A 19,007-nucleotide genomic window follows, 5' to 3' on the forward strand; every position below is an offset into this window, starting at 1 on the left:
GCGCGAGGCGTCCCGCGTCCGTCCGCGTCACCGGAGCACCAGGGGGCCCACGGCTGGAGAACGGAGCCCACCCCGGCACCCAGCGCACCACCGAGTCGACTCCGACGGAGGACCCATGCCACGGAGAACACCCGCCCCGGCCGCCACGCTGTCCCTGCTGGTGCTGGCACTCGCCGCCTGCGGGCCACCCCAGGTCACCAGCGGCCTCGCGGAGGAGGACGACCTCACCGGCACCCTGCGGGTCTGGCTGTTCGACGAGGCCGACCGCGGCCCCAAGGAAGAGGTGGTGAACCGCGCGGTGGCCGAGTTCGAGGCGCAGTACGAGGATGTCGAGGTCGACGTCAGCTACCTCCAGGTCGACGCCAGGTCCGAGCGCTTCACGGGCGCCTTCAACGACCCCGCCAGCGCCCCGGACGTCGCCGAGTTCGGCAACACCGATCTCGCCGCCTACGTCGAGGCGAACGGGTTCGCCGACCTCACCGAGGCGTTGGCCACGTGGCCGGAGGCGCAGGACCTCCTCCCCTCCGTGCTGGACACGGCCACCGTCGACGGCCGGGTCTACGGCCTGCCCTGGTACACGGGGGCGCGGGCCCTGTACTACCGGACGGACGTCTTCGACGAGCTCGGCCTGGCACCGCCCCGCACCCTCACCGAGCTGCGCGACACCGCCAGGAGGATCAGGGCGGCCCGCCCCGAGCTGTACGGGATCGCGGTGGGCGGCAACTACCACTACGCCCTGATGCCGTTCCTCTGGGCCGCCGGCGGGGGCCTCGCCGAACAGCGGGACGGGACGTGGCGGGCCACCGTGGACAGCCCCGAATCCCGGGCGGGCGTGGACCTGTTCTCCTCCCTCCTCGCGCCCGACATCTGCCCGCCCGAGCAGTGCGCCATGCTCACGGGAACCCAGAGCGTGCAGGTCTTCGCCTCCGGTGCCGCGGCGATGACCATCGGCGGTGACTTCAACCGCGCGGCGGTCGACGCGGGCGAGGCGGCCGGTCGGTACGCGGTCGTCCCCCTGCCGGGCACCGAACCGGGCACCATCGCGCCGGCGTTCGCCGGCGGCAACCTCCTCGGGGTGCTCGGCTCCTCCCGCCGGTCCACCCTCGCCCGCGAGTTCGTCCAGCTCCTCGGCGGCAAGGAGTACCAGCGGGAGATGTACGCCGCCATGGGGAACCTGCCCACCTTCGCCGACCTGCAACGTGACCTCGCCGACGAGGACCCCGCCGTGCGACCGTTCGTGGAGACCCTGCGCGCCGGAACCCGTTTCGTGCCCCCCACCCCGGCCTGGGCGCGCATCGACGCGCAGGCGGTGCTGCCGACCATGGTGCAGCGCGTGGCCACCGGGGAGTCCGTGGACAGCGCGACGGCCGACGCCGCCGACGCCATGAACGTCGCCTTCGGGAGCTGACCATGCGGGTCCCGGCCACGACCACCGCTCCCGGCGACGCCCGTCCCCCAGGCGGTGGCGCACCACGACGCCGCCGGCACCGGTCCTCCGACCTCAGGATCGCCCTGCTCTACCTGGCCCCCGCCGGGCTCGTGCTCGCCGCGATGCTGGCCTACCCCCTGTACCAACTCGGGGTCATCTCGCTGTTCGACTACGGGCAGGCCCAGGCCAGCGGGGGAGCCCCGCTGGACTTCGTGGGCCTGGACAACTACGCGCGGCTGCTCGGGGAGCCCCGTTTCTGGACCGTCCTCGTCCAGACCTGCGTCTTCGCCGCCGTGTGCGTGGTGGGCAGCCTCGCCGTCGGTATCGGGCTCGCCGTGCTCGCCAGCCGGGTCCGGGTCGTCCCCAGGATGGCGCTGTTCCTCGCCGCCCTCGGCGCATGGGCGACGCCGGCCGTCGCGGGGTCCACGGTGTGGCTCTTCCTGTTCGACCAGGACTTCGGCCTGGTGAACGAGGTGCTCGCGGGGATCGGCCTCGCGGGCATGGAGAACTTCTCCTGGACCTACGACCGCTACGTGGCCTTCGGGCTCGTCGCCGCGCAGGTCGTCTGGTGTTCGTTCCCGTTCGTCATGATCACCGTCTACGCCGGGATCCGGTCCATCCCGGCTGACGTCCTCGAGGCGGCCGCGCTGGACGGCGCCAGTCCGTGGCGGACCCTGCGCGGTGTCATCATCCCCATGCTGCGCGGCCTGCTGGTGGTGGCCACCATCCAGTCGATCATCTGGGACTTCAAGGTCTTCACCCAGATCTACGTGATGACCAACGGCGGCGGGGTCGCCGGTCGCAACCTGGTGCTCAACGTCTACGCCTACCAGGAGGCGTTCGCCGCGTCGAACTACGGTCTGGGCGCCGCGATCGGCGTGGTCATGACCGGCATCCTGCTACTGATCACCCTGGGCTACCTGCGGGCCCAGCGGGGGACGGAGGAGTCATGAGCACCGCGGCCCCCGGGCACCGCCGGAGACGTCTCCTCGCCCGTCCGGGGCGGACCCTGGCCGAGGTCCTCACCCTGCTCATCGCCCTCGTCGTCGCCTTCCCCCTGTACTGGATGGTGTTGTCGGCGGTCAAACACCCGGGGGAGATCCAGAGCAGCGCACCCCGCCCGTGGACCACCGCCCCCACCTGGGACAACTTCCGCCGGGTCCTCCAGGTCGAGGGCCTGGGCGGGTACCTCCTGAACAGCGTGGTCGTCGCCCTGGCCGTCGTGGTGCTCTCGCTGTTCCTGTCGTTCCTGGCCGCCGTCGCCCTCACCCGGTTCCGCTTCCGGGGCCGCACCGTGCTCGCCGTGATGCTGCTGGTGGCCCAGATGGTGCCGGTCGAGGCGCTGACGATCCCGCTGTTCTTCCTCATGCGCTCGGTCGGGGGCGTGGTACCGCAGCTGGGCCTGAACCACCTCGGCTCGCTCGTGCTGGTGCACCTGGCGTTCAGCCTGCCGTTCGCGATCTGGATGTTGCGGGGATTCGTCGCCGCGGTGCCGAGGGAACTGGAGGAAGCGGCCACCCTCGACGGGGCCAGCCGGTTCCGCTTCACGTGGCAGGTGCTCTTCCCGCTGGTCGCACCCGGCCTCGTCGCGATGAGCGTCCTGTCGTTCATCCACGCCTGGAACGACTTCCTCTTCGCCAGGACCTTCATCATCTCCGCCACGGAGAACCAGACCCTGCCGATGGCCATCCTGGTGTTCTTCTCCCCGGAGGGCAACGACTGGGGAGCGATCATGGCGGGTTCGACGCTGCTCACCATTCCCGTCCTGGTCTTCTTCGTCCTCGTGCAACGCCATCTGGTGTCGGGGCTCGCCGGCGCCGTGAAGGGGTGATCACGTTGTCCTTCGACGGTCTGCTGCCGCGTCCGGTGTCGGCGGTACCGACACCCGGCCGGTTCACCCTCGACACCTCCACCGCCCTGGTGGGGGACCGCGCCACCGCCGACACCGTGCGGTGGTTGCGGCGCCGACTCGGCGCGGCCACCGGGTTGCCGCTGAACTCCACCGGGAACGGCGGCTCGATCCGGTTCACCCTCGACCGGACGGTTCCCGGGCCCGCCGGCTACCGGATCGAACTCACCGAACGGCTCGTGACCGTCGCGGCCACCGACCCCGCCGGCGCCCACCACGCGGCGCAGACCCTGCGGCAGCTGCTCGGGCCCGCCGCCTTCCGCGCCGCGCCCACCGGTCCCCGCCACTGGTCGCTGCCCTGCGGCCGGATCGTGGACCGGCCCCGCTTCGGGTGGCGGGGATGTCTGCTCGACGTGGCCCGGCATTTCCTGCCCACCAGGGAGGTGCTCCGGTTCGTCGACCTGGCGGCCGCGCACAAGCTCAACGTCCTGCACCTGCACCTGACCGACGACCAGGGGTGGCGGTTGGAGGTTCCGCGCTACCCCCGGCTGACCGAGGTGGGTGGGTGGCGGCGGCGCTCCATGGTGGGACGCGGCACCCCGGACGCCTTCGACGACCGGCCGCACGGCGGTCACTACACCACCACCGACCTCCGGGAGATCGTCGCCTACGCGGCCGAACAGCACGTCATGGTCGTCCCCGAGGTCGACGTGCCGGGCCACAGCCAGGCCGCGATCGCGGCCTACCCCGAACTGGGCAACGAACAGAGCCGCCTGCTGGACGTGTGGCCGTCGTGGGGGGTCAATTCCAACATCCTCAACGCCTCCGACCACACGGTCGCGTTCTTCCGGGACGTCTTCGACCACGTGATGGAGGTGTTCCCCTCTCCCGTGGTGTGCCTGGGCGGGGACGAGGTGCCCACCGAGCAGTGGGACTACAGCCCGCTGGCCCGGCGCAGGGCGGCGGAACTCGGGCTCGCCCGGCCGGCCGACCTGCACGGGTGGTTCGTACGGCGGATGGTGGACCACCTGCACGACCGGGGACGGCGGGCACTCGGTTGGGACGAGATCCTGGACGGCCCCGACCTGCCCGCCGAGGCGGTGATCGGGTGCTGGCGGGGCGTCGAGACGGGCCACCGGGCGGCGGCGGCCGGGCATGACGTCCTGCTCTGCCCCGAACAGCACGTCTACCTCGACCACCGCCAGTCCGAACACCCCGACGAGCCCGTCCCGGTCGGCTTCCTGCGGACCCTGGCCGACGTCTACCGCTACGAACCGGTTCCACCGGGGACGCCGGACGCGGTGGCCGCGCGGGTGCTCGGAGCACAGGCCCAACTGTGGAGCGAGCACCTCGACTCGCCGCGCCGGGTCGACTACGCCGCTTTCCCCCGGCTCGCGGCCTTCGCCGAGGTCGTGTGGAGCCCCCGTGAGGCCCGCGAACCCGACGGGTTCGAACGGCGGCTCGCCGCGCACCACCTGCCCCGGCTCGACGCCCTGGGGGTGGAGTACCGGCCACTCACCGGGCCGCGTCCCTGGCAGACCCGGCCTGGCGTCGCCGGTCGGCCCCGCTGAGCCGGAACGACCGGCGCCCACGGTCCCGACCGGGCGGGCGTGGGCGCCGGTGGGGCGACCGGCTCAGGCGACGGAGGCCGTGGTGATCACCACGTCGGAGGTGGGCACGTTCTGGTGGCCGCCGGCGTTGCCCGTCGGCACCGCCGCGATCTGGTCCACCACGTCCTGGCCCTCGATGACCTTGCCGAACACGGCGTAGCCGAAGTCACGGCTGCCGTGGTTCAGGAAGTCGTTGTCGCTCAGGTTGATGAAGAACTGCGCGGTCGCGGAGTCGACGACCGACGTCCGGGCCATGGCGACGCTGTACCGCACGTTCTTCAGGCCGTTGTCGGCCTCGTTCTTGATCGGGTCGTTGGTCTTCTTCTGCTTGAGGCCGGGCTCGAAACCGCCACCCTGGATCATGAAACCGGGGATCACCCGGTGGAAGACCGTGCCGTCGTAGTGGCCGGCCTGGGCGTACGCCACGAAGTTCTTGACGGTGATGGGGGCGCGCTGCTCGTCGAGCTCCAGAACGATGTTGCCGTGCGAGGTGGAGAGGGTGACAGTCGTCGTCATGCCGACGATCGTATGTGCCGGCGGTTCGACCGTTCGTACGCGGTGCGCGGTCGGGTTGGACCATCGACGATCGTCCAGCGCACGGAGGAGGACGCCGTGTTCTACGCCCCTTCCCCCCGGGGCTCGTGGTGCGGCGGCCGACCGCGCGTGCGCCGACCGGACGGCGGGGCGCGGACACCGGCGGGTCCCCGACCCGACCTCGGCCACTCCCACGACCCGACCGGGAGTGCCCTCAGCCGTCCGGCGCCCGGGGGGTCAGGTGCGCCAGCCAGTCCAGTCCCCGCTCGCAGTGCTGCTGTTCCATCTCGTCGGCGTGACCCAGGACCAGTTCCCGGGACGCGTCGGGGGAGAGCGCCACCGCGTCCAGCGCGGGCAATGCCTCGACGTGGGGTCGGACCTGGGCCGGGTCGGTGAGGAAGGCATCGGAGAGGCAGTGCTCGAGGTGCACCACCGGGCCGCCGCGGGCGAACTCCAGGACCAGGCTCGGACCCCTGAGCGCCGGGTGCGCCCCGACATCCACCGGGATGACCCGGACCACGACGTTCGGCCTCGTCGCCATCCGGGCGAGATGCCGCAGTTGTCGAGCCATCGCCGCCGGCCCGCCGACCGGACGGCGCAACACCTGCTCGTCCACGAACGCCGTCAGCGTGACCGATTCACCCGACAGGATCGCCTGGCGTCCCACGAGCACCGCCACCCGGGCCTCGACCGCCTCCCGGTCCAGGCCGTCCAATCCGACGAGGGTCCTGGCGTACTCGGGGGTGCGCAGCAGCGCGGGCACCACCAGCACCGAGACGTCGACGATGCGGGTCGCCCGGCCCTCCAACTCGAGGAGGGCCGACACCCCGGCCGGCAGTGCCGGGTGCGCCGTCTCCCACCAGTTCGGGTACCGCGCCCTCCGGGCCTCCGCCACGAGTTCCGCGCGGGTCTCACCCGCGACACCCAACGCCGCCAGGATGGAGGCGACCTCGGTCTCGGTCGGGAGCCGCTTCGCGGTCTCGACGCGGCAGACCGTGGAGGGGCTCATCCCCACCAGTTCCGCCAGCCGCCGCGCACTGATGCCGGAACGCTCCCGGAGCTGGCGGAGGCGAGGGCCCAGCCCTCCCTGAGCGGTGCTCATAGCGATTGACCTTAGGGCGCCCCCCGCGCCTCCCGGCAACCACCCGTTCAGGGGGTGGGATTGGGCCGAGCGGGGTTTCGTGCCAGGTCCACACCAGCGCGACCCCACCCCCTCCAGCGTTGCCGCCCCTTTCCCGCGCCGACGACGCTTTCGGTGAGAAGGCGCGAAGTATGACACCTTCGGACGACAAAACCTGAACTTCAGGTCCTCAACTTTCCGATTCCGCTATACCGGGTCCGGTACACGACATTCGAGGCGACGGGCACCGTCCACCGTTCACCTCACGGTGGTGGCGGGCCGTGCGGACCGGCGGCGCCGCCCACGACCCGGGTTCGGGCCGCCGCACCGGGGCGCGGTGGCCCAGGTGACGGGAGCGGAGCGACATGCAGATCCTGGTGGTGGTGACGGGAGGCGTCGATCCGACCGCCGATCCGGTGGTGGTGGAACTCCTGCGCCGACAGGTCAGCGTGTTCCCGGTCGACGCCCGGGCGATGCTCACCGGAACGCCGTCCATACCCGGTGGCGATGGCTGCTCCCTCGCCGAGCCGACCTCACCCCAGCCCCGGCCGCTCGCCGAGGTGCGTTCGGTGTGGTGGCCGGCTCCCCGGCCGGGCCACCGCGACTGGCGGCGTCTGCCCCGGTGGTCGGCGAGGGTGACCGGGACGTGCCCGGAGCACGGGCAGACCTTCCTCCCCCGCGACACGGGAATCCGCTGGTGCAACCATCCACGGCGCGTCGCGGAGGCCGACCAGCTGCCCCGGCAGCTGGCCGCCGCGACGCGGTGCGGCCTGCGGGTTCCCGAGACGCTGATCACGAGCGACCCTGGCACCGCGGCGGCCTTCTGCTCCCTGCGCGCCGGGAGCGGAGTGGTCTACCGATCCGTTCCCGACGCCCCGGCGGCCCCGGGGTGCGCCCCGTGCGGACTGCCCGGAGCCAGCGCGGACGGCGCCGGCGGGCGGACGCGCACCCACCTGTTCCAGGCAGCCGTGCCCGCCGCGCGGTCCGTCCGGATCACCGTCGTCGGCCGACGCGCGTTCGGGGTGGCGGTGGACCACGAACCCGGCTTCGGTGGGCGGCACGACTGGCACCGACCAGCCCACCACCTCCCGTACCGACCGGTCACGGTCCCCGGCGACGTCGCCGCCGCCGTCGTGGAGATGGTCGACACCCTGGGTCTGACCTGCGCGGCCAGTGACTGGGCTGTGACGCCCGGCGGGCAGTGGTACTTCCTCGAACTCGACCCCACCTGGTCCGCGTCCTGGACGCTCGCCGACCAGGTCAGCCCCCTGGTCAGCGCGCTGGCGGACGCCCTGACCGACGAGTACGCCCCGGCCGGTGCGGGGCGGTGAGGGGCTGCCACGGGGACCTCGGGCCCATTTCCCCGCTCCCCGGACCACCGGGCGCACGCCGAACACCCCACGGCGTGGGTCCACACCACGAGCTGGTGCGGCTGCCGGCGGCGGGGAACACCCGGAACCGCGCGATGCCTCGACCGGTCGCGGGCGGCTGAGACACCCAGGACCAGGACGGGACACCGCCGCGGCTGGCCTGCCGGACGCGGGACCGGGGAGGGAACCGGTGCGGGCGCGCACGCCGCCGGGCCTCGGGCCGCTCACGGCGGCCGCTCGCGTGAGCCCCGTGCGAGGTGCTCGTCACCGCCCCACCCCGGCCGGTGGCGGGTCCGGCGGCGCCGCTACGATCGGCCGCCCACAGGCACATCCGGCGCCACCCGGGGAGAGGCACGATGGGCAGCGCTCGCATTCCGGTGGTGATCCTCGCCGGACACCTCGGAGCGGGGAAGACCACCCTGCTCAACCACCTGCTGGGCAACGCCGACGGGCTCCGGATCGGCGTGGTCGTCAACGACTTCGGCAGCGTCAACATCGACGCCATGAGCGTGGCCGGGCACGTGGACTCCACAGTGTCGCTCTCCAACGGCTGTCTCTGCTGCGCGGTCGACGCCAGCGGTCTCGACGACCTCCTCGGCCGGCTCGCCCGCCCATCGAGGCGACTGGACGTCATCGTCGTCGAGGCGAGCGGGCTCGCCGAACCGCGCGACCTGATCAGGCTCCTCCTGGCCAGCGACAACGACGCGATCACCTACGGCGGCCTGGTGGAGGTCGTCGACGCCGTCGAGTTCGAGCGGACCCGCGAGCGGCACCCCGAGGTGGACGCCCAGCTCAGAGTGGCCGACCTGGTGGTCCTCAACAAGGTCGACCGGCTGGCGGCTGACGACCGGCACCGGCTGACCGCCGTTCTCCGGGACATCGTCGAGGAGGTGCCCGTGGTGGCCACCACTCGCGGTCGGCTCGACCCCGGCCTCCTGTTCGACCGCCGCCTCCCCGCCCAGTCCGACTCGGTGCCGCGGCAACTGTCCTTCGACGAACTCCTGGCCGCGACCAGGCACGACCACGACCACCTCCACGAGCACTACGAGGCCGTGGACTTCGTGACCGACCAGGCCCTGCACCCCCGTCGGTTGATGGACTTCCTGGACGCACGCCCCACCGGGCTCTACCGCATCAAGGGATTCGTCCACTTCGGCGTCCCCGGCCACCGGGAGCGGTACACCGTGCACGCGGTGGGCAGCTTCCTCCGGTTCGAACCCACCCGGTGGCGCCGAGGTGAGGGCAGGACCAGCACCCTGGTCCTGATTGGCAGTGGCGTGGACCCGGAGGACATCCGAGCGCGCCTGCGGGCCTGCGAGGAGCCCGCCCCGCACGCGCTCCCCCCGGAGAGCATGCTCTGCGTGCTGCGCCACACCCAGCACTGAGGCCGGCCCGCCGGTTCGACGGTGTTCGGCACGCCGCTGTCGAACACGACGTTGACGGGAACGCGGAAACGCGGACCGACGTGGCGAGCAGGCCACCGGAATGCGACGGACGGGGGATTTTCGGAATACCCGTCCAGGGGTATCCCGGTGCTGGTCGACGGGCCGTCGAACTCCGCCTCCGACGGGTATTCGAGAGCCAGGTGAATTCGATCGCCGGTGCTGGGAAACGGTGGCGTCCGGATTTCGGGAGAATGGTTGACATTTCGTTTCCGTGTGTGTGAACCTTTCCCGACGCTGAATCGTCCCCGTTTGTTTCCTTGTTCTTGGCTCCGCTGTTCCGCCGCCGTCGCCGGGCCAGCGCGTCCCCACGCGCACTCCGGTGCCGCCGCGCGTGCGCGGGGCCGGTGTCCCCGGAAGGACAGCACATGCGAAGACACCTGGCGGGTGCGTTGGTGGTCGGGATGGTGGCCAGCACCCTGGTGGTGCCCTCCGGCACCGACACGGCACCCCGGGCCGAGGCGACGCCCCGGGCGTCCTACTCGTGGCGCAACGTCGAGATCGGTGGGGGCGGCTTCGTCCCCGGCATCATCTTCAACCAGACCGAGCCCGACCTGATCTACGCGCGCACCGACATCGGCGGTGCCTACCGGTGGAACGAGTCCACCCAGCGCTGGACGCCCCTGCTGGACTGGGTGGGGTGGGACGACTGGGGCTGGACGGGCGTGGCGAGCCTGGCCACCGATCCCGTCGACCCGGACCGCGTCTACCTCGCCGCCGGGACCTACACCAACGACTGGGACCCCAACAACGGTGCCATCCTCCGCTCGGCCGACCGGGGCGAGAGCTGGCAGGTCACCGAACTGCCCTTCAAACTCGGTGGGAACATGCCGGGGCGGGGGATGGGCGAACGCCTGGCGATCGACCCGAACGACAACCGGGTCCTGTACCTGGGGACGCCCAGCGGGAACGGGTTGTGGCGCAGTACCGACCAGGGCGTCAGCTGGTCGAAGGTCGCCAGTTTCCCGAACGCGGGCGACTACGCGCAGGACCCGGATGACCCGAGCGGGTACCTCAGCGACAACCAGGGCGTCGTCTGGGTGACCTTCGACGAGGGCACCGGCACCCCGGGGAGCCGCACCCAGCACATCTACGTCGGCGTCGCGGACAAGAACAACAACGTCTACCGCTCGACCGACGGCGGTACGACCTGGCAGCGACTACCGGGACAGCCCACCGGGTTCCTGCCCCACAAGGGAGTGCTCGACAGCGAGCACGGCTACCTCTACCTCGCGACCTCCGACACCGGAGGGCCCTACGACGGTGCGGCTGGCGACGTCTGGAAGTTCGACACCACGAGCGGGCACTGGACCCGGATCAGCCCGGTGCCCTCCGACTCCGACGACAACTACTTCGGCTACAGCGGGTTGACCATCGACCGGCGCAACCCGGAGACGCTCATGGTCACCGCCTACAGCTCGTGGTGGCCCGACACCCAGATCTGGCGGACCACCGATGGGGGAGGCACCTGGAGCCCGATCTGGGAGTGGGCCGACTACCCCACCCGCACCCCGCGCTACTCCCTGGACACCTCCTCCGCGCCCTGGTTGTCCTTCGGCCAGGACAACCCGGTACCGCCGGAGGTCTCCCCGAAGCTGGGCTGGATGACCGAGGCGCTGGAGATCGACCCGTTCGACTCGGACCGCATGATGTACGGGACCGGGGCCACCATCTACGGCACGGACAACCTGACGGCGTGGGACGTCGGGGGCCGTGTCGGTATCCGCCCGATGGTCTTCGGGCTGGAGGAGACGGCCGTCCTCGACCTCATCAGCCCCCCTGGTGGAGCTCCCCTGCTCAGTGGGATGCTCGACATCGGCGGTTTCCGGCACACCGATCTGGACCAGGTCCCCGCCATGATGCACACCACCCCCTTCATGAGCGCGGTACGCAGCCTGGACTTCGCCGAGCTCAACCCCTCCGTCGTCGTCAGGGTGGGCGACGTCGAGGACTCGGCGTCCTCCCACATCGGGATCTCCACCAACAACGGGCAGACCTGGTGGCAGGGCCAGCGACCGGCCGGCGTCACCGGCGGCGGCACGGTGGCGGTGGCCGCGAACGCCAGCAGCATCGTGTGGAGCCCGGAGGGAACGGGCGTGCACGTCTCGACCAGCTACGGCGGCAGCTGGCAACCGGCGAGGGGTATCCCCGCCGGGGCCACCGTGGAAGCCGACCGGGTCGATCCCGCCGTCTTCTACGGCTTCAGCGGCGGCACCTTCTACGTCAGCGTCGACGGGGGAGCGAGCTTCACCGCCACCAGTGCCAGCGGTCTGCCCAGCAGCGGAGACGTCCGGTTCAAGGCCGTGCCGGGGCGGGCGGGGGACCTGTGGCTCGCCGGGGGAGCACCGGGGCACTACGGCCTGTGGCGCTCCACCAATCAGGGCTCCAGCTTCAGCCGCGTCGCCGGAGTCGAGGAGGCCGACAACATCGGCTTCGGCCGGGCCGCGCCGGGGGAGGCGTACCCCGCGCTCTACTCCAGCGCGAAGGTCAACGGAGTTCGTGGCATCTACCGGTCCGACGACGCGGGAGGGACCTGGCTCCGGATCAACGACGACGACCACCAGTGGGCGTGGACGGGTGCGGCGATCACCGGCGACCCCCGTGTCCACGGTCGTATCTACATCGCCACCAACGGTCGGGGCATCATCTACGGGGACCCCACCGGCTGAGCCGCACCGGGTCGGACCTGTCCCGCCGGCGGCCACCCGCGAGGGGACGGACCGGCTACCCAGGATCACGCGGACCGGGTCCCCGCACCCGCGGCGGACCCAGGTCCGGGCGGCGTCCCCTGCCCTCGTCGGCGGCTGACGCTCGGTGGCATGAGCGAGTCCGGAGCTTCAGCCGCCCGGTAGGGGTGTCCCACGGTGACGGCGGGAACGCGGACCACCCGCCACCCGGCGTCCCCTCAGGACGTGGACGGCGCTGACGGCAGTGGTCCGTCAGGCAGCACCGGCGGCCCCGGGGTGGTGCCGGGTCACCGCGCCCGGACGTCGATGCCGGCCGCCGCGTAGCGTTCCCGGGTGCGGCGGGTCGCCCCGACCAGCACCACCCGTGCCGCCAGGCGAGCGGTGGGCAGGTCGGTGTACGAGTCGGTGGTGAACACGGCCTCGTCGAGCGGAACCCCGCACTCCCGCAGGGCCTCGGCCTTGCGGGCGCCGACACGGTGGTCCGCGACCCGCTGCCCGGTGGGTCCCCCGGTGAGCCGTGAGGCGGAGAGCAGGTCGAACGGGATGTCGGCGGCCCGCAGCAACGCGGTCGCCAGGCGGTGTTCGCTGGCGGTGGCCACCACGACCCGGGTTCCCGCTCCGTGCTCGCGCCTGATGCGGTCGACCACCTCCGCGCGGAGCCACGCCGGGTCGCCCCCGATGCGCGCGCCCACCTCGTCCGCGAGCTGCTGGTATTCGGGAGTGGACAGCCCGCTGAGCGCGACCTCCGTGACCCGGCGCGCGGCGCGGCTCCGACGCTGTGCGTCGCCCGGGTGGAGCGTCAGGCGCAGCAGGGACGGAAACGCCCTGATCAGTCGGGGTGGTGACGCACGTAGGCGGTCGACGAGCAGCGCGGTGAAGGAGTCCCGCCGGGTGACGACGCCGTCGAGGTCGTAGACGGCCACCTGGTCGCGAGCGGGTGGTGGGGGAGACATCGACCATCCTTCGGTAATCACGTGATTCCTCATCGTACGCCGCGGCCCACCCCGGAAGGAATCGGTTGATAACCTCCGTGGCGTGCCCGCACCCACGCCGCGTCGGCTCCCGGCGGCCCGGCGCCGCGAACTGGTCATCACCGCGGCCCAGGAGGCCTTCGCGAACCACGGTTACGAGGGCACGAGCACCGACACCGTCGCTCGCCTCGCCGGGGTGAGCCAGGGGTACATCGTTCGCCTGTTCGGGACGAAGAAGGCGTTGTTCCAGCACGTCGTCGCCGCCAGCCTCGACCACGTCCGCGCCGCGCTCCGGCCCACCCCCGATTCCGGGCCGACCGCGAACCCGGCATCGGCGCGCACCCGTCAGGTCCTCGGTCGGGCCTACCTCCGGGCCATCGCGGAGAAACCGGCCGCATTGCTCGTCCTCCTCCGGCTGATCTCCTCCGGAACCGACCCAGACCTCGCGCGCCTCGCGCGGGAGACGCTGTCGAGCCTGCACCGGTCGCTCCGCGACGACGCGGGTCTCGGCCCTGGCGACGCTGCCCGGTTCCTGGCCAACGGACTGCTCACCAGCGCGCTCGCCGCGACCGCGACCCGCCCCGAGGATGACGACCCGGATCTGCGCGAGCTCCTCGAGCACACGGTGGAGGACAACGTGGACGCCTACTCGCGGCTGCTCGCCCGAACACCGTCCACCACCACGGCCGCGCGGCGAGGGCCAACACGACCACCGGCCCCGCGCTGACCAGCTGGAAGCCCGCGGCGCGCGAGACGGCCGTTCGCCGCGGAACGCGGGCTCCGCCCCGGGACCCGCCACCTCCCGGGCCGTTCCGCCCTCCCACCGGCGGGCCGCCCGAGGTCGGCGAGCAGGGGGAGCCAGTCGGCGGCCGCGTGGAACCGAGCGGCTGGCACGGAGGCCCACCCCCGGGACGGTCGGCAGGACGGCCACCGGCGGTGACCGCGGGCGGGGGCCGCGCGCGGCGCGGACCGCCGCCCGGCTCAGTGGCGGCGAGCGGTGCCGGACACGCTCGGCGGACGAACGGCCCCGACGGCGCAACCCCACCCGAGTGCTCCGACGGGTCGCGCGGAGCCCAAGCCGCCCGACCTGCCGTGCCACAGCGCTCCAGCGCACCGACGCCACCCGGACGCCGGGGTGGGCACCCCGCCCGCCCCGGCCCGGTCTCGCCGGGAACGGGGCGCGTTCCGAGCACGACGCACCCCTCACCCAACGCGGTCAGCCGCCCTGCGCCCCTCGGACCACCGACCTAGAGTCGTGGCGCGGAACGATTCTCCACTCATTGCCGAGAGGAGCAATGATCGTGGATGGCATGCACGTCGAACCCAGGTCCGCGACGAGTGACTCCGACAAGGTCGTGACATCGTCGCTCCTCATCACACAACCCCGGAAGAACACCATCATCGAGCTCTGCATGGCGCGATGGGTCACTTATCGCGCCGACATCTCGTCGCGCGCGAACCTGGCGATCACCGCGGTGCGAATCGTCAACCCCGATGGCACCACGGACCTGGACGAATTCGACGTGGACTCGGGCCCGAACGTCATCGTGCGCGAGAACGTCACCAGCGTCGTCGTCACGGCCCAGGTCAGCAACGCGTACGTTCGGGGACTGGTCAACCTGTTCTTCTGGCCCGTCGTCGTCCCCGCCGAGGAGCGAGCATGAGGTTCGGAGGCGGCGGAACGGGACCCCGGGCCACGGCCACCCACCTGGTCGTGCTCTACGACCCCTCGGACAACCGCGTCGTCCACCTCCACCAGGTGGTGGTGCTCGAAGGCGGCGAAACCGTCAGCAGGGAGGACGCCGAGCGGCATGCGGTGGACCAGGCACGGCTGCTGGGCCACGATCCCGAACGCCTGACCGGCCTCCACCTCGACACGCCCCTCCCCGACGAGCCCGGTGTGCTGCACGTGGGCGCCGGCGGCCGACTCGTCGCGATCCGGCCCGACGCGCAGCGATGACGGCGACGCGCCCCGGATCGCCGGGTCGCGCCGCGCGAGGAGCGACCACCCCCGGACTGGAGAGGCCGACGTCCGGCCGCACCCCGCAGGTCCTGACCGGGCGCACGGCGCCGCCAACCCGCCACCAACCCACTTCGAACTCCGGGAGCGCCGCACGGCCTCGGAGAACGAACGGCGTGCGAACGCGGAACCCACCTCGGAGTGCCCGAACCCACGAACGCGTAGCCGACGCGGAAGGGACAGGTGCCCATGGACGGGATGCTCGCTCGTACCTGGAGCATGACGAGCACTTCCAACACGGAACTGGGAGTGACGCTCCACGTCGAACAGCCACCCAGGAACACCATCGTCGAGATCTCCATGTCGAGGTGGATCACCTACCAGCCGGACATCACCTCTCACGCGAACATGGTCATCACGCACATCGACCGCATCAATCCCGACGGCACCGGAGCATCCGAGGAATACCCCGCCTCCGAGGGGAGGAACATGGTCGCGAGGAACGCGGTCACCACCATCCACCTCGCCGCGTTGGTCAGGAACGCCCACGCGCGGGCCCTGGCGAACGTGTTCCACTGGCCGATCATCACCCTCCGGGAGGCGAGATGACCGAGTTCGCCGTCGCCGGGGACGCACCCGCCGTCGCGCTCACCCACGTGGTGGCGCTCTACGACCCCTCGGACAACCGCGTCGTCCACCTCCACCACGTCGTCGTGCTCGAGGGCGCCAGGCGCATCACCCGGGAGGAGGCCGAGCGGGAGGCAGTGGACAAGGCGCGGGAGCTGGGCCGGGACACGGCGCGACTGCGCAGCCTCTACCTCGACACCCCACTACCGGAGGAACCCGGAGTGCCGCACGTGGACACCGCCACCGGTCGGGTGCTGGCGGTCCACGTCGAGGCGGCGCCGTAGGGGGCGACGCCGACGTCCCGGTCGGACGTGGGACGGGTCAACGGGCTGGGCCGTCCCCTCCCCGGCCAGCAGCCCCTCGTCCGCGAGGACGAAGCGGGCGGGACGACCGGGCAGCGCTGGTCCACCCGGGGACCTCCGAGGAGCGAGGGGGGTGGACGGGAGCGGGCGCTGCGCCCGCCGGGCGCGGTTCCCTGGTGCCGGAGCCGGCCTGGTGGGGAAGCACCTGCTGGTGCCGCCGTGGTGGACGCCGGCGTCGCGACCCGAACCGTTCCGCGCCCGGGGCTGGTGCCGTGGTCGTGAGTCCGTCTCGCCCCAGGAACGGGTCGGGCAGGCACCGTCAACCTGACCCCGCGCGCCAGGACGCGCGCACTCCGCGGGCGGTGCTCGCCGGGAGGCAACCCGGCCCCGGGGCCGTTCCGTCCTCCCACTGCCGGTGCCGGCGGTGTACGTCGGCGGCGGCCCCAGGACGTCCACGAGGAACGGGAGCGCACATGAGACCGAGCAGGCGGCACGGGGGAACGTTCCCTCGATGGGCGGCGGCGCTGTCCCTGGCGGTCACCGCGGCGGTGGCGGGTCCAACCCTCGCGGCGCAGGCCGCCGAACCGGCCGGCGGAGTCCGCGACATCGCCTGGCGGGACGCGGTCGTCCCGTTGCCCGCCATCGGCGCCTGTCCGGAGGCGCCGGTCTCCTTCACCGGGGGCACGGCCGAGACCCCCGGCCACGTCTACCGCTTCGCGCCGGGACACGAGGTCGCGTTCGCCGACGTCACCGCCGACGGCGTGGAGGACGCCCTCCTCATGATCGACTGCGGCCCCCGGAACTCCGAGTACTCCGGGTCGTTGGTCGCCGTCACGGTGGACGAGGAGGGGCGGCCGAGCCTACTGGGCACCGTTGCCGACGGACCGCACTGGATGCTCCGGCCCACCGACTTCGCCGTCGAGGACGGTGACGTCGTCGTCACGATGACCGACTGGTCGACCGAGACCACCTGGGTCGACCGCTACCGGTGGTCCGCGCGACTCGGTCACTTCGAACTGGTCGGGTAGGAGGCCCGCGCTGCGACCCCGCGCCGGGCCGCCAGCCCGGGTGTGCCTGGCGGACGCCGAAGCCACCTCCCCTGGCGTGCCGGCGGGGGAGGTGGCGCACGCCGGTCGCGACGGTCCGCCGCGGCCCCACTCACCTGGGCGGGCGACCACCTCGGCCGCTCGGAGTCACGCCGCGCACCAGCGAGGTGAGCCGAACAGACCGGGCACATCGTCCCGACCCGCCGTCCGAGGCGGTGACGCCCCAGGCGAGGCCGGTGGTCGGAACCGCGCACCGCGCAACCCGGAACCTCGTGATCGGGCGGAAGGCGGGGGCGGGCCGACACCGCGCGACAGGCGGGCGACCCGCTGGCGACCGCCACACGGAGAGCCGGATCGCCCGTGCCGCCGGCCGGCGATGGGGGAGGCCTTCCACCGCGCGGGACCTTCCGCCACCCGGACGAGGACCGAGGTCCCGCAGCCGGCGGCTCCACCGCGACTCGTTCGCCGGACCCCACCCGAGCCCACCAGGACCCGAGCCTGGTTCGGGCGCCCGAGCAAGCGGTGCGGTTGCTCACACCCCGGCTTCGTCATCTCCCCGTAACGCGGCACGGAGCCGCGTGAAACACCCACTTCCTACCGTCCCTTGCTCGTCAACGTGTGACGGAAAGTAGTGAAAGGGGGGGGCCATGTCGCCACGGGCACCGCGGACGTTGAGCAACAAGGGTGATCAGGGGGTGGCCCAGGGTAGTCAGCCGGTGGTGGACCCCGACTACCCGCTCGCCCCGGTGCCGATGTCCGCCCGCCGAAGCCTGGGGTCGCTGCTGCTGATGCTGGTCAGCTTCACGTTCTTCGCACCCACGATGCTCGCGGGGGGCCAGATCGCGGGCGCCTTCCCCTTCGCGGAGTTCCTGGTGCTCAGCCTGACCGCCAGCGTCCTGCTCGGCTGCTACGTCGCCGTCATCGGGGTGATCTCCGCCAGGACCGGCCTGAGCACCGTGCTGCTCGCCCGCCGGACCCTCGGTCTCGCCGGCGGCAAGTGGGCGTCGGTGCTGCTCGGCGGCACCCAGATCGGCTGGTTCGGCGTCACGGTCGCGCTGCTGGCCGACCTCGCGGGCAGGGCGCTCGGCTGGGAGAGCACCTGGCCCATCATGGTGGTCGCCGGGCTGCTGATGGGCACCACCGCCTACTTCGGATACCGGGGACTGGAGATCCTCAGCGCGATCGCCGTGCCCCTGATGTTCGTCCTGGCGTTCTGGGTCGTCGCTCGCGCCCTCGGCGACGCCGGCGGCTGGCACGGACTGCTCTCGATCGAACCGACCGCCGAGCTGGGCGTCGCCACCGCCCTCACCATCATGGTCGGCACCTTCGTCAGCGGAGGGACGCAGGTCGGCAACTGGACCCGCTTCGCGCGACGCCCCCGGCACGCCTTCGCCGCCGCGCTGGTGGCCTTCCTCGTCGCGCAGACCCTCATGCTGTTCTTCGGCGCCGTCGGCGCGGTCGTCTACGGCGAACCGGACTTCGCCGCCGTCCTGATCCAGCTCGACCTCCTCGTCCTCGGCCTGCTCCTGCTGGTCGCCAACCTCTGGACCACGAACGACAACGCCGCCTACGCGTTCGGCGTCGCCGGCGCGGAACTCTTCGGGGTGAACGACAAACGACCCTTCGTCATCGGCGGGGTCCTGCTCGGGATCCTGTTGGCCGTGACCGGTGTCTACGAGGCACTGGAGACCTTCCTCGTGGTCCTGGGGATCGTGATCCCCCCACTCGGGGGCGCCGTGATCGGCCAGTACTTCCTGGCCTGGCGCGGTCGTCTGCCCGCCGCCGCGGGGGGACGCGAGCCCGTGGTCCGGTGGAGTGGGCTCGGCGCCTATCTCGCCGGCACGCTGGTGGCGGCGGTCAGCAACGTGTACGAACTCGGCGTGCCGCCGCTCCAGGGCATCCTGGTCGCCGTCGTCGCGGCGCCGCTGCTGCACCGGGTCCTGCCCGGACACCGAAGGGACGCCGCGTCACCGACGCCGACCCCGGCGGAGCGGGCCACCCCGGCCAGCACCAGCTGAGGACCAGCAGACGCCCGCTGGCCGCCCACGAGGAACAGGAGA

The 19,007-nt window shown here is 72.2% G+C and carries 17 protein-coding genes; 14 read left to right on the top strand and 3 right to left on the bottom strand.

Translation table 11 applies throughout. The features are described 5' to 3' along the window. Positions 1-115: 115 nt before the first annotated feature. The 4 genes from G443_RS03285 to G443_RS03300 are packed head-to-tail and all read left to right on the top strand — an operon-like array spanning position 116 to position 4,849. On the top strand, positions 116-1,408 hold the full coding sequence (locus G443_RS03285; RefSeq protein ID WP_026418082.1) for an extracellular solute-binding protein: 1,293 nt from the start codon (positions 116-118) through the stop codon (positions 1,406-1,408). Between the two features lie 2 nt (positions 1,409-1,410). Next, positions 1,411-2,382 (top strand): carbohydrate ABC transporter permease, encoded by a 972-nt coding sequence (locus G443_RS03290; RefSeq protein ID WP_026418081.1) that lies wholly within the window; start codon positions 1,411-1,413, stop codon positions 2,380-2,382. Beyond that, on the top strand, positions 2,379-3,260 hold the full coding sequence (locus G443_RS03295; protein WP_030105672.1) for a carbohydrate ABC transporter permease: 882 nt from the start codon (positions 2,379-2,381) through the stop codon (positions 3,258-3,260). Before G443_RS03290 ends, G443_RS03295 begins: the two co-directional genes overlap by 4 nt. 5 nt (positions 3,261-3,265) lie before the next feature. Further along, positions 3,266-4,849 carry a beta-N-acetylhexosaminidase gene (locus G443_RS03300; RefSeq protein ID WP_035291728.1) on the top strand — a complete coding sequence of 528 codons (1,584 nt, stop codon included), beginning with the start codon at positions 3,266-3,268 and terminating at the stop codon, positions 4,847-4,849. A gap of 63 nt (positions 4,850-4,912) precedes the next feature. Here G443_RS03300 and G443_RS03305 read toward each other — a convergent pair whose 3' ends face one another. After that, a complete protein-coding gene (locus tag G443_RS03305; protein ID WP_030228035.1) occupies positions 4,913-5,404 on the bottom strand; it encodes a peptidylprolyl isomerase in 492 nt (163 codons plus the stop codon). Between the two features lie 232 nt (positions 5,405-5,636). Then, positions 5,637-6,524 (bottom strand): helix-turn-helix domain-containing protein, encoded by an 888-nt coding sequence (locus G443_RS03310; RefSeq protein WP_016701301.1) that lies wholly within the window; start codon positions 6,522-6,524, stop codon positions 5,637-5,639. 383 nt (positions 6,525-6,907) lie between these two features. Between G443_RS03310 and G443_RS03315 the strand changes: the two genes are divergently transcribed. The 3 genes from G443_RS03315 (at position 6,908) to G443_RS03325 (ending at position 12,023) form a co-directional block, all read left to right on the top strand. Beyond that, positions 6,908-7,873, top strand: a complete 966-nt coding sequence (locus tag G443_RS03315) for an MvdC/MvdD family ATP grasp protein (protein ID WP_026418077.1) — start codon at positions 6,908-6,910, stop codon at positions 7,871-7,873. Positions 7,874-8,268: 395 nt separating this feature from the next. Beyond that, positions 8,269-9,297, top strand: a complete 1,029-nt coding sequence (locus tag G443_RS03320; RefSeq protein WP_026418076.1) for a CobW family GTP-binding protein — start codon at positions 8,269-8,271, stop codon at positions 9,295-9,297. A 425-nt stretch (positions 9,298-9,722) separates the two neighbouring features. Continuing rightward, positions 9,723-12,023 carry a xyloglucanase gene (locus G443_RS03325; RefSeq protein ID WP_035291646.1) on the top strand — a complete coding sequence of 767 codons (2,301 nt, stop codon included), beginning with the start codon at positions 9,723-9,725 and terminating at the stop codon, positions 12,021-12,023. Between the two features lie 305 nt (positions 12,024-12,328). Here the strand turns inward: G443_RS03325 and G443_RS03330 are convergent, their stop codons facing one another. Continuing rightward, on the bottom strand, positions 12,329-12,994 hold the full coding sequence (locus G443_RS03330; protein WP_157163063.1) for an HAD family hydrolase: 666 nt from the start codon (positions 12,992-12,994) through the stop codon (positions 12,329-12,331). A gap of 82 nt (positions 12,995-13,076) precedes the next feature. Here G443_RS03330 and G443_RS03335 point away from each other — a divergent pair, with 82 nt between their 5' ends. From G443_RS03335 to codB, 7 genes are all read left to right on the top strand, one after another. Then, complete coding sequence (locus G443_RS03335) at positions 13,077-13,739, top strand: TetR/AcrR family transcriptional regulator (RefSeq protein WP_016699727.1); 663 nt, start codon at positions 13,077-13,079, stop codon at positions 13,737-13,739. Between the two features lie 568 nt (positions 13,740-14,307). Next, positions 14,308-14,676, top strand: a complete 369-nt coding sequence (locus tag G443_RS03340; RefSeq protein WP_016698268.1) for a hypothetical protein — start codon at positions 14,308-14,310, stop codon at positions 14,674-14,676. Next, positions 14,673-14,972 (top strand): hypothetical protein, encoded by a 300-nt coding sequence (locus G443_RS03345; RefSeq protein ID WP_016698267.1) that lies wholly within the window; start codon positions 14,673-14,675, stop codon positions 14,970-14,972. Before G443_RS03340 ends, G443_RS03345 begins: the two co-directional genes overlap by 4 nt. 279 nt (positions 14,973-15,251) lie before the next feature. Next, the gene (locus G443_RS03350) at positions 15,252-15,581 is read left to right on the top strand and encodes a hypothetical protein (RefSeq protein ID WP_155886063.1); all 330 of its coding nucleotides are present in this window, start codon (positions 15,252-15,254) and stop codon (positions 15,579-15,581) included. Next, entirely contained in the window at positions 15,578-15,883 is a 306-nt protein-coding gene (locus tag G443_RS03355) for a hypothetical protein (RefSeq protein ID WP_016698265.1), read from the top strand. The genes G443_RS03350 and G443_RS03355 overlap by 4 nt, the downstream gene beginning before the upstream one ends. A gap of 491 nt (positions 15,884-16,374) precedes the next feature. Then, positions 16,375-16,929, top strand: a complete 555-nt coding sequence (locus tag G443_RS03360) for a hypothetical protein (protein WP_016698264.1) — start codon at positions 16,375-16,377, stop codon at positions 16,927-16,929. A gap of 713 nt (positions 16,930-17,642) precedes the next feature. Further along, entirely contained in the window at positions 17,643-18,965 is a 1,323-nt protein-coding gene (gene codB / locus G443_RS03365; RefSeq protein ID WP_035291644.1) for a cytosine permease, read from the top strand. The last annotated feature ends 42 nt before the right edge of the window (positions 18,966-19,007 follow it).

Source organism: Actinoalloteichus caeruleus DSM 43889, assembly GCF_000429185.2.
GTDB classification, from domain to species: domain Bacteria; phylum Actinomycetota; class Actinomycetes; order Mycobacteriales; family Pseudonocardiaceae; genus Actinoalloteichus_B; species Actinoalloteichus_B caeruleus.

What these genes read in the sequence shown, in the direction of transcription:
- G443_RS03305 (WP_030228035.1), bottom strand. Translation starts at nt 5,404, where the DNA reads ATGACGACGACTGTCACCCTCTCCACCTCGCACGGCAACATCGTTCTG.
- G443_RS03295 (WP_030105672.1), top strand. Translation starts at nt 2,379, where the DNA reads ATGAGCACCGCGGCCCCCGGGCACCGCCGGAGACGTCTCCTCGCCCGT.
- G443_RS03310 (WP_016701301.1), bottom strand. Translation starts at nt 6,524, where the DNA reads ATGAGCACCGCTCAGGGAGGGCTGGGCCCTCGCCTCCGCCAGCTCCGG.
- G443_RS03355 (WP_016698265.1), top strand. Translation starts at nt 15,578, where the DNA reads ATGACCGAGTTCGCCGTCGCCGGGGACGCACCCGCCGTCGCGCTCACC.
- G443_RS03290 (WP_026418081.1), top strand. Translation starts at nt 1,411, where the DNA reads ATGCGGGTCCCGGCCACGACCACCGCTCCCGGCGACGCCCGTCCCCCA.
- G443_RS03325 (WP_035291646.1), top strand. Translation starts at nt 9,723, where the DNA reads ATGCGAAGACACCTGGCGGGTGCGTTGGTGGTCGGGATGGTGGCCAGC.
- G443_RS03360 (WP_016698264.1), top strand. Translation starts at nt 16,375, where the DNA reads ATGAGACCGAGCAGGCGGCACGGGGGAACGTTCCCTCGATGGGCGGCG.
- G443_RS03340 (WP_016698268.1), top strand. Translation starts at nt 14,308, where the DNA reads ATGATCGTGGATGGCATGCACGTCGAACCCAGGTCCGCGACGAGTGAC.
- G443_RS03285 (WP_026418082.1), top strand. Translation starts at nt 116, where the DNA reads ATGCCACGGAGAACACCCGCCCCGGCCGCCACGCTGTCCCTGCTGGTG.
- G443_RS03345 (WP_016698267.1), top strand. Translation starts at nt 14,673, where the DNA reads ATGAGGTTCGGAGGCGGCGGAACGGGACCCCGGGCCACGGCCACCCAC.
- G443_RS03315 (WP_026418077.1), top strand. Translation starts at nt 6,908, where the DNA reads ATGCAGATCCTGGTGGTGGTGACGGGAGGCGTCGATCCGACCGCCGAT.
- G443_RS03350 (WP_155886063.1), top strand. Translation starts at nt 15,252, where the DNA reads ATGACGAGCACTTCCAACACGGAACTGGGAGTGACGCTCCACGTCGAA.
- G443_RS03320 (WP_026418076.1), top strand. Translation starts at nt 8,269, where the DNA reads ATGGGCAGCGCTCGCATTCCGGTGGTGATCCTCGCCGGACACCTCGGA.
- G443_RS03330 (WP_157163063.1), bottom strand. Translation starts at nt 12,994, where the DNA reads ATGTCTCCCCCACCACCCGCTCGCGACCAGGTGGCCGTCTACGACCTC.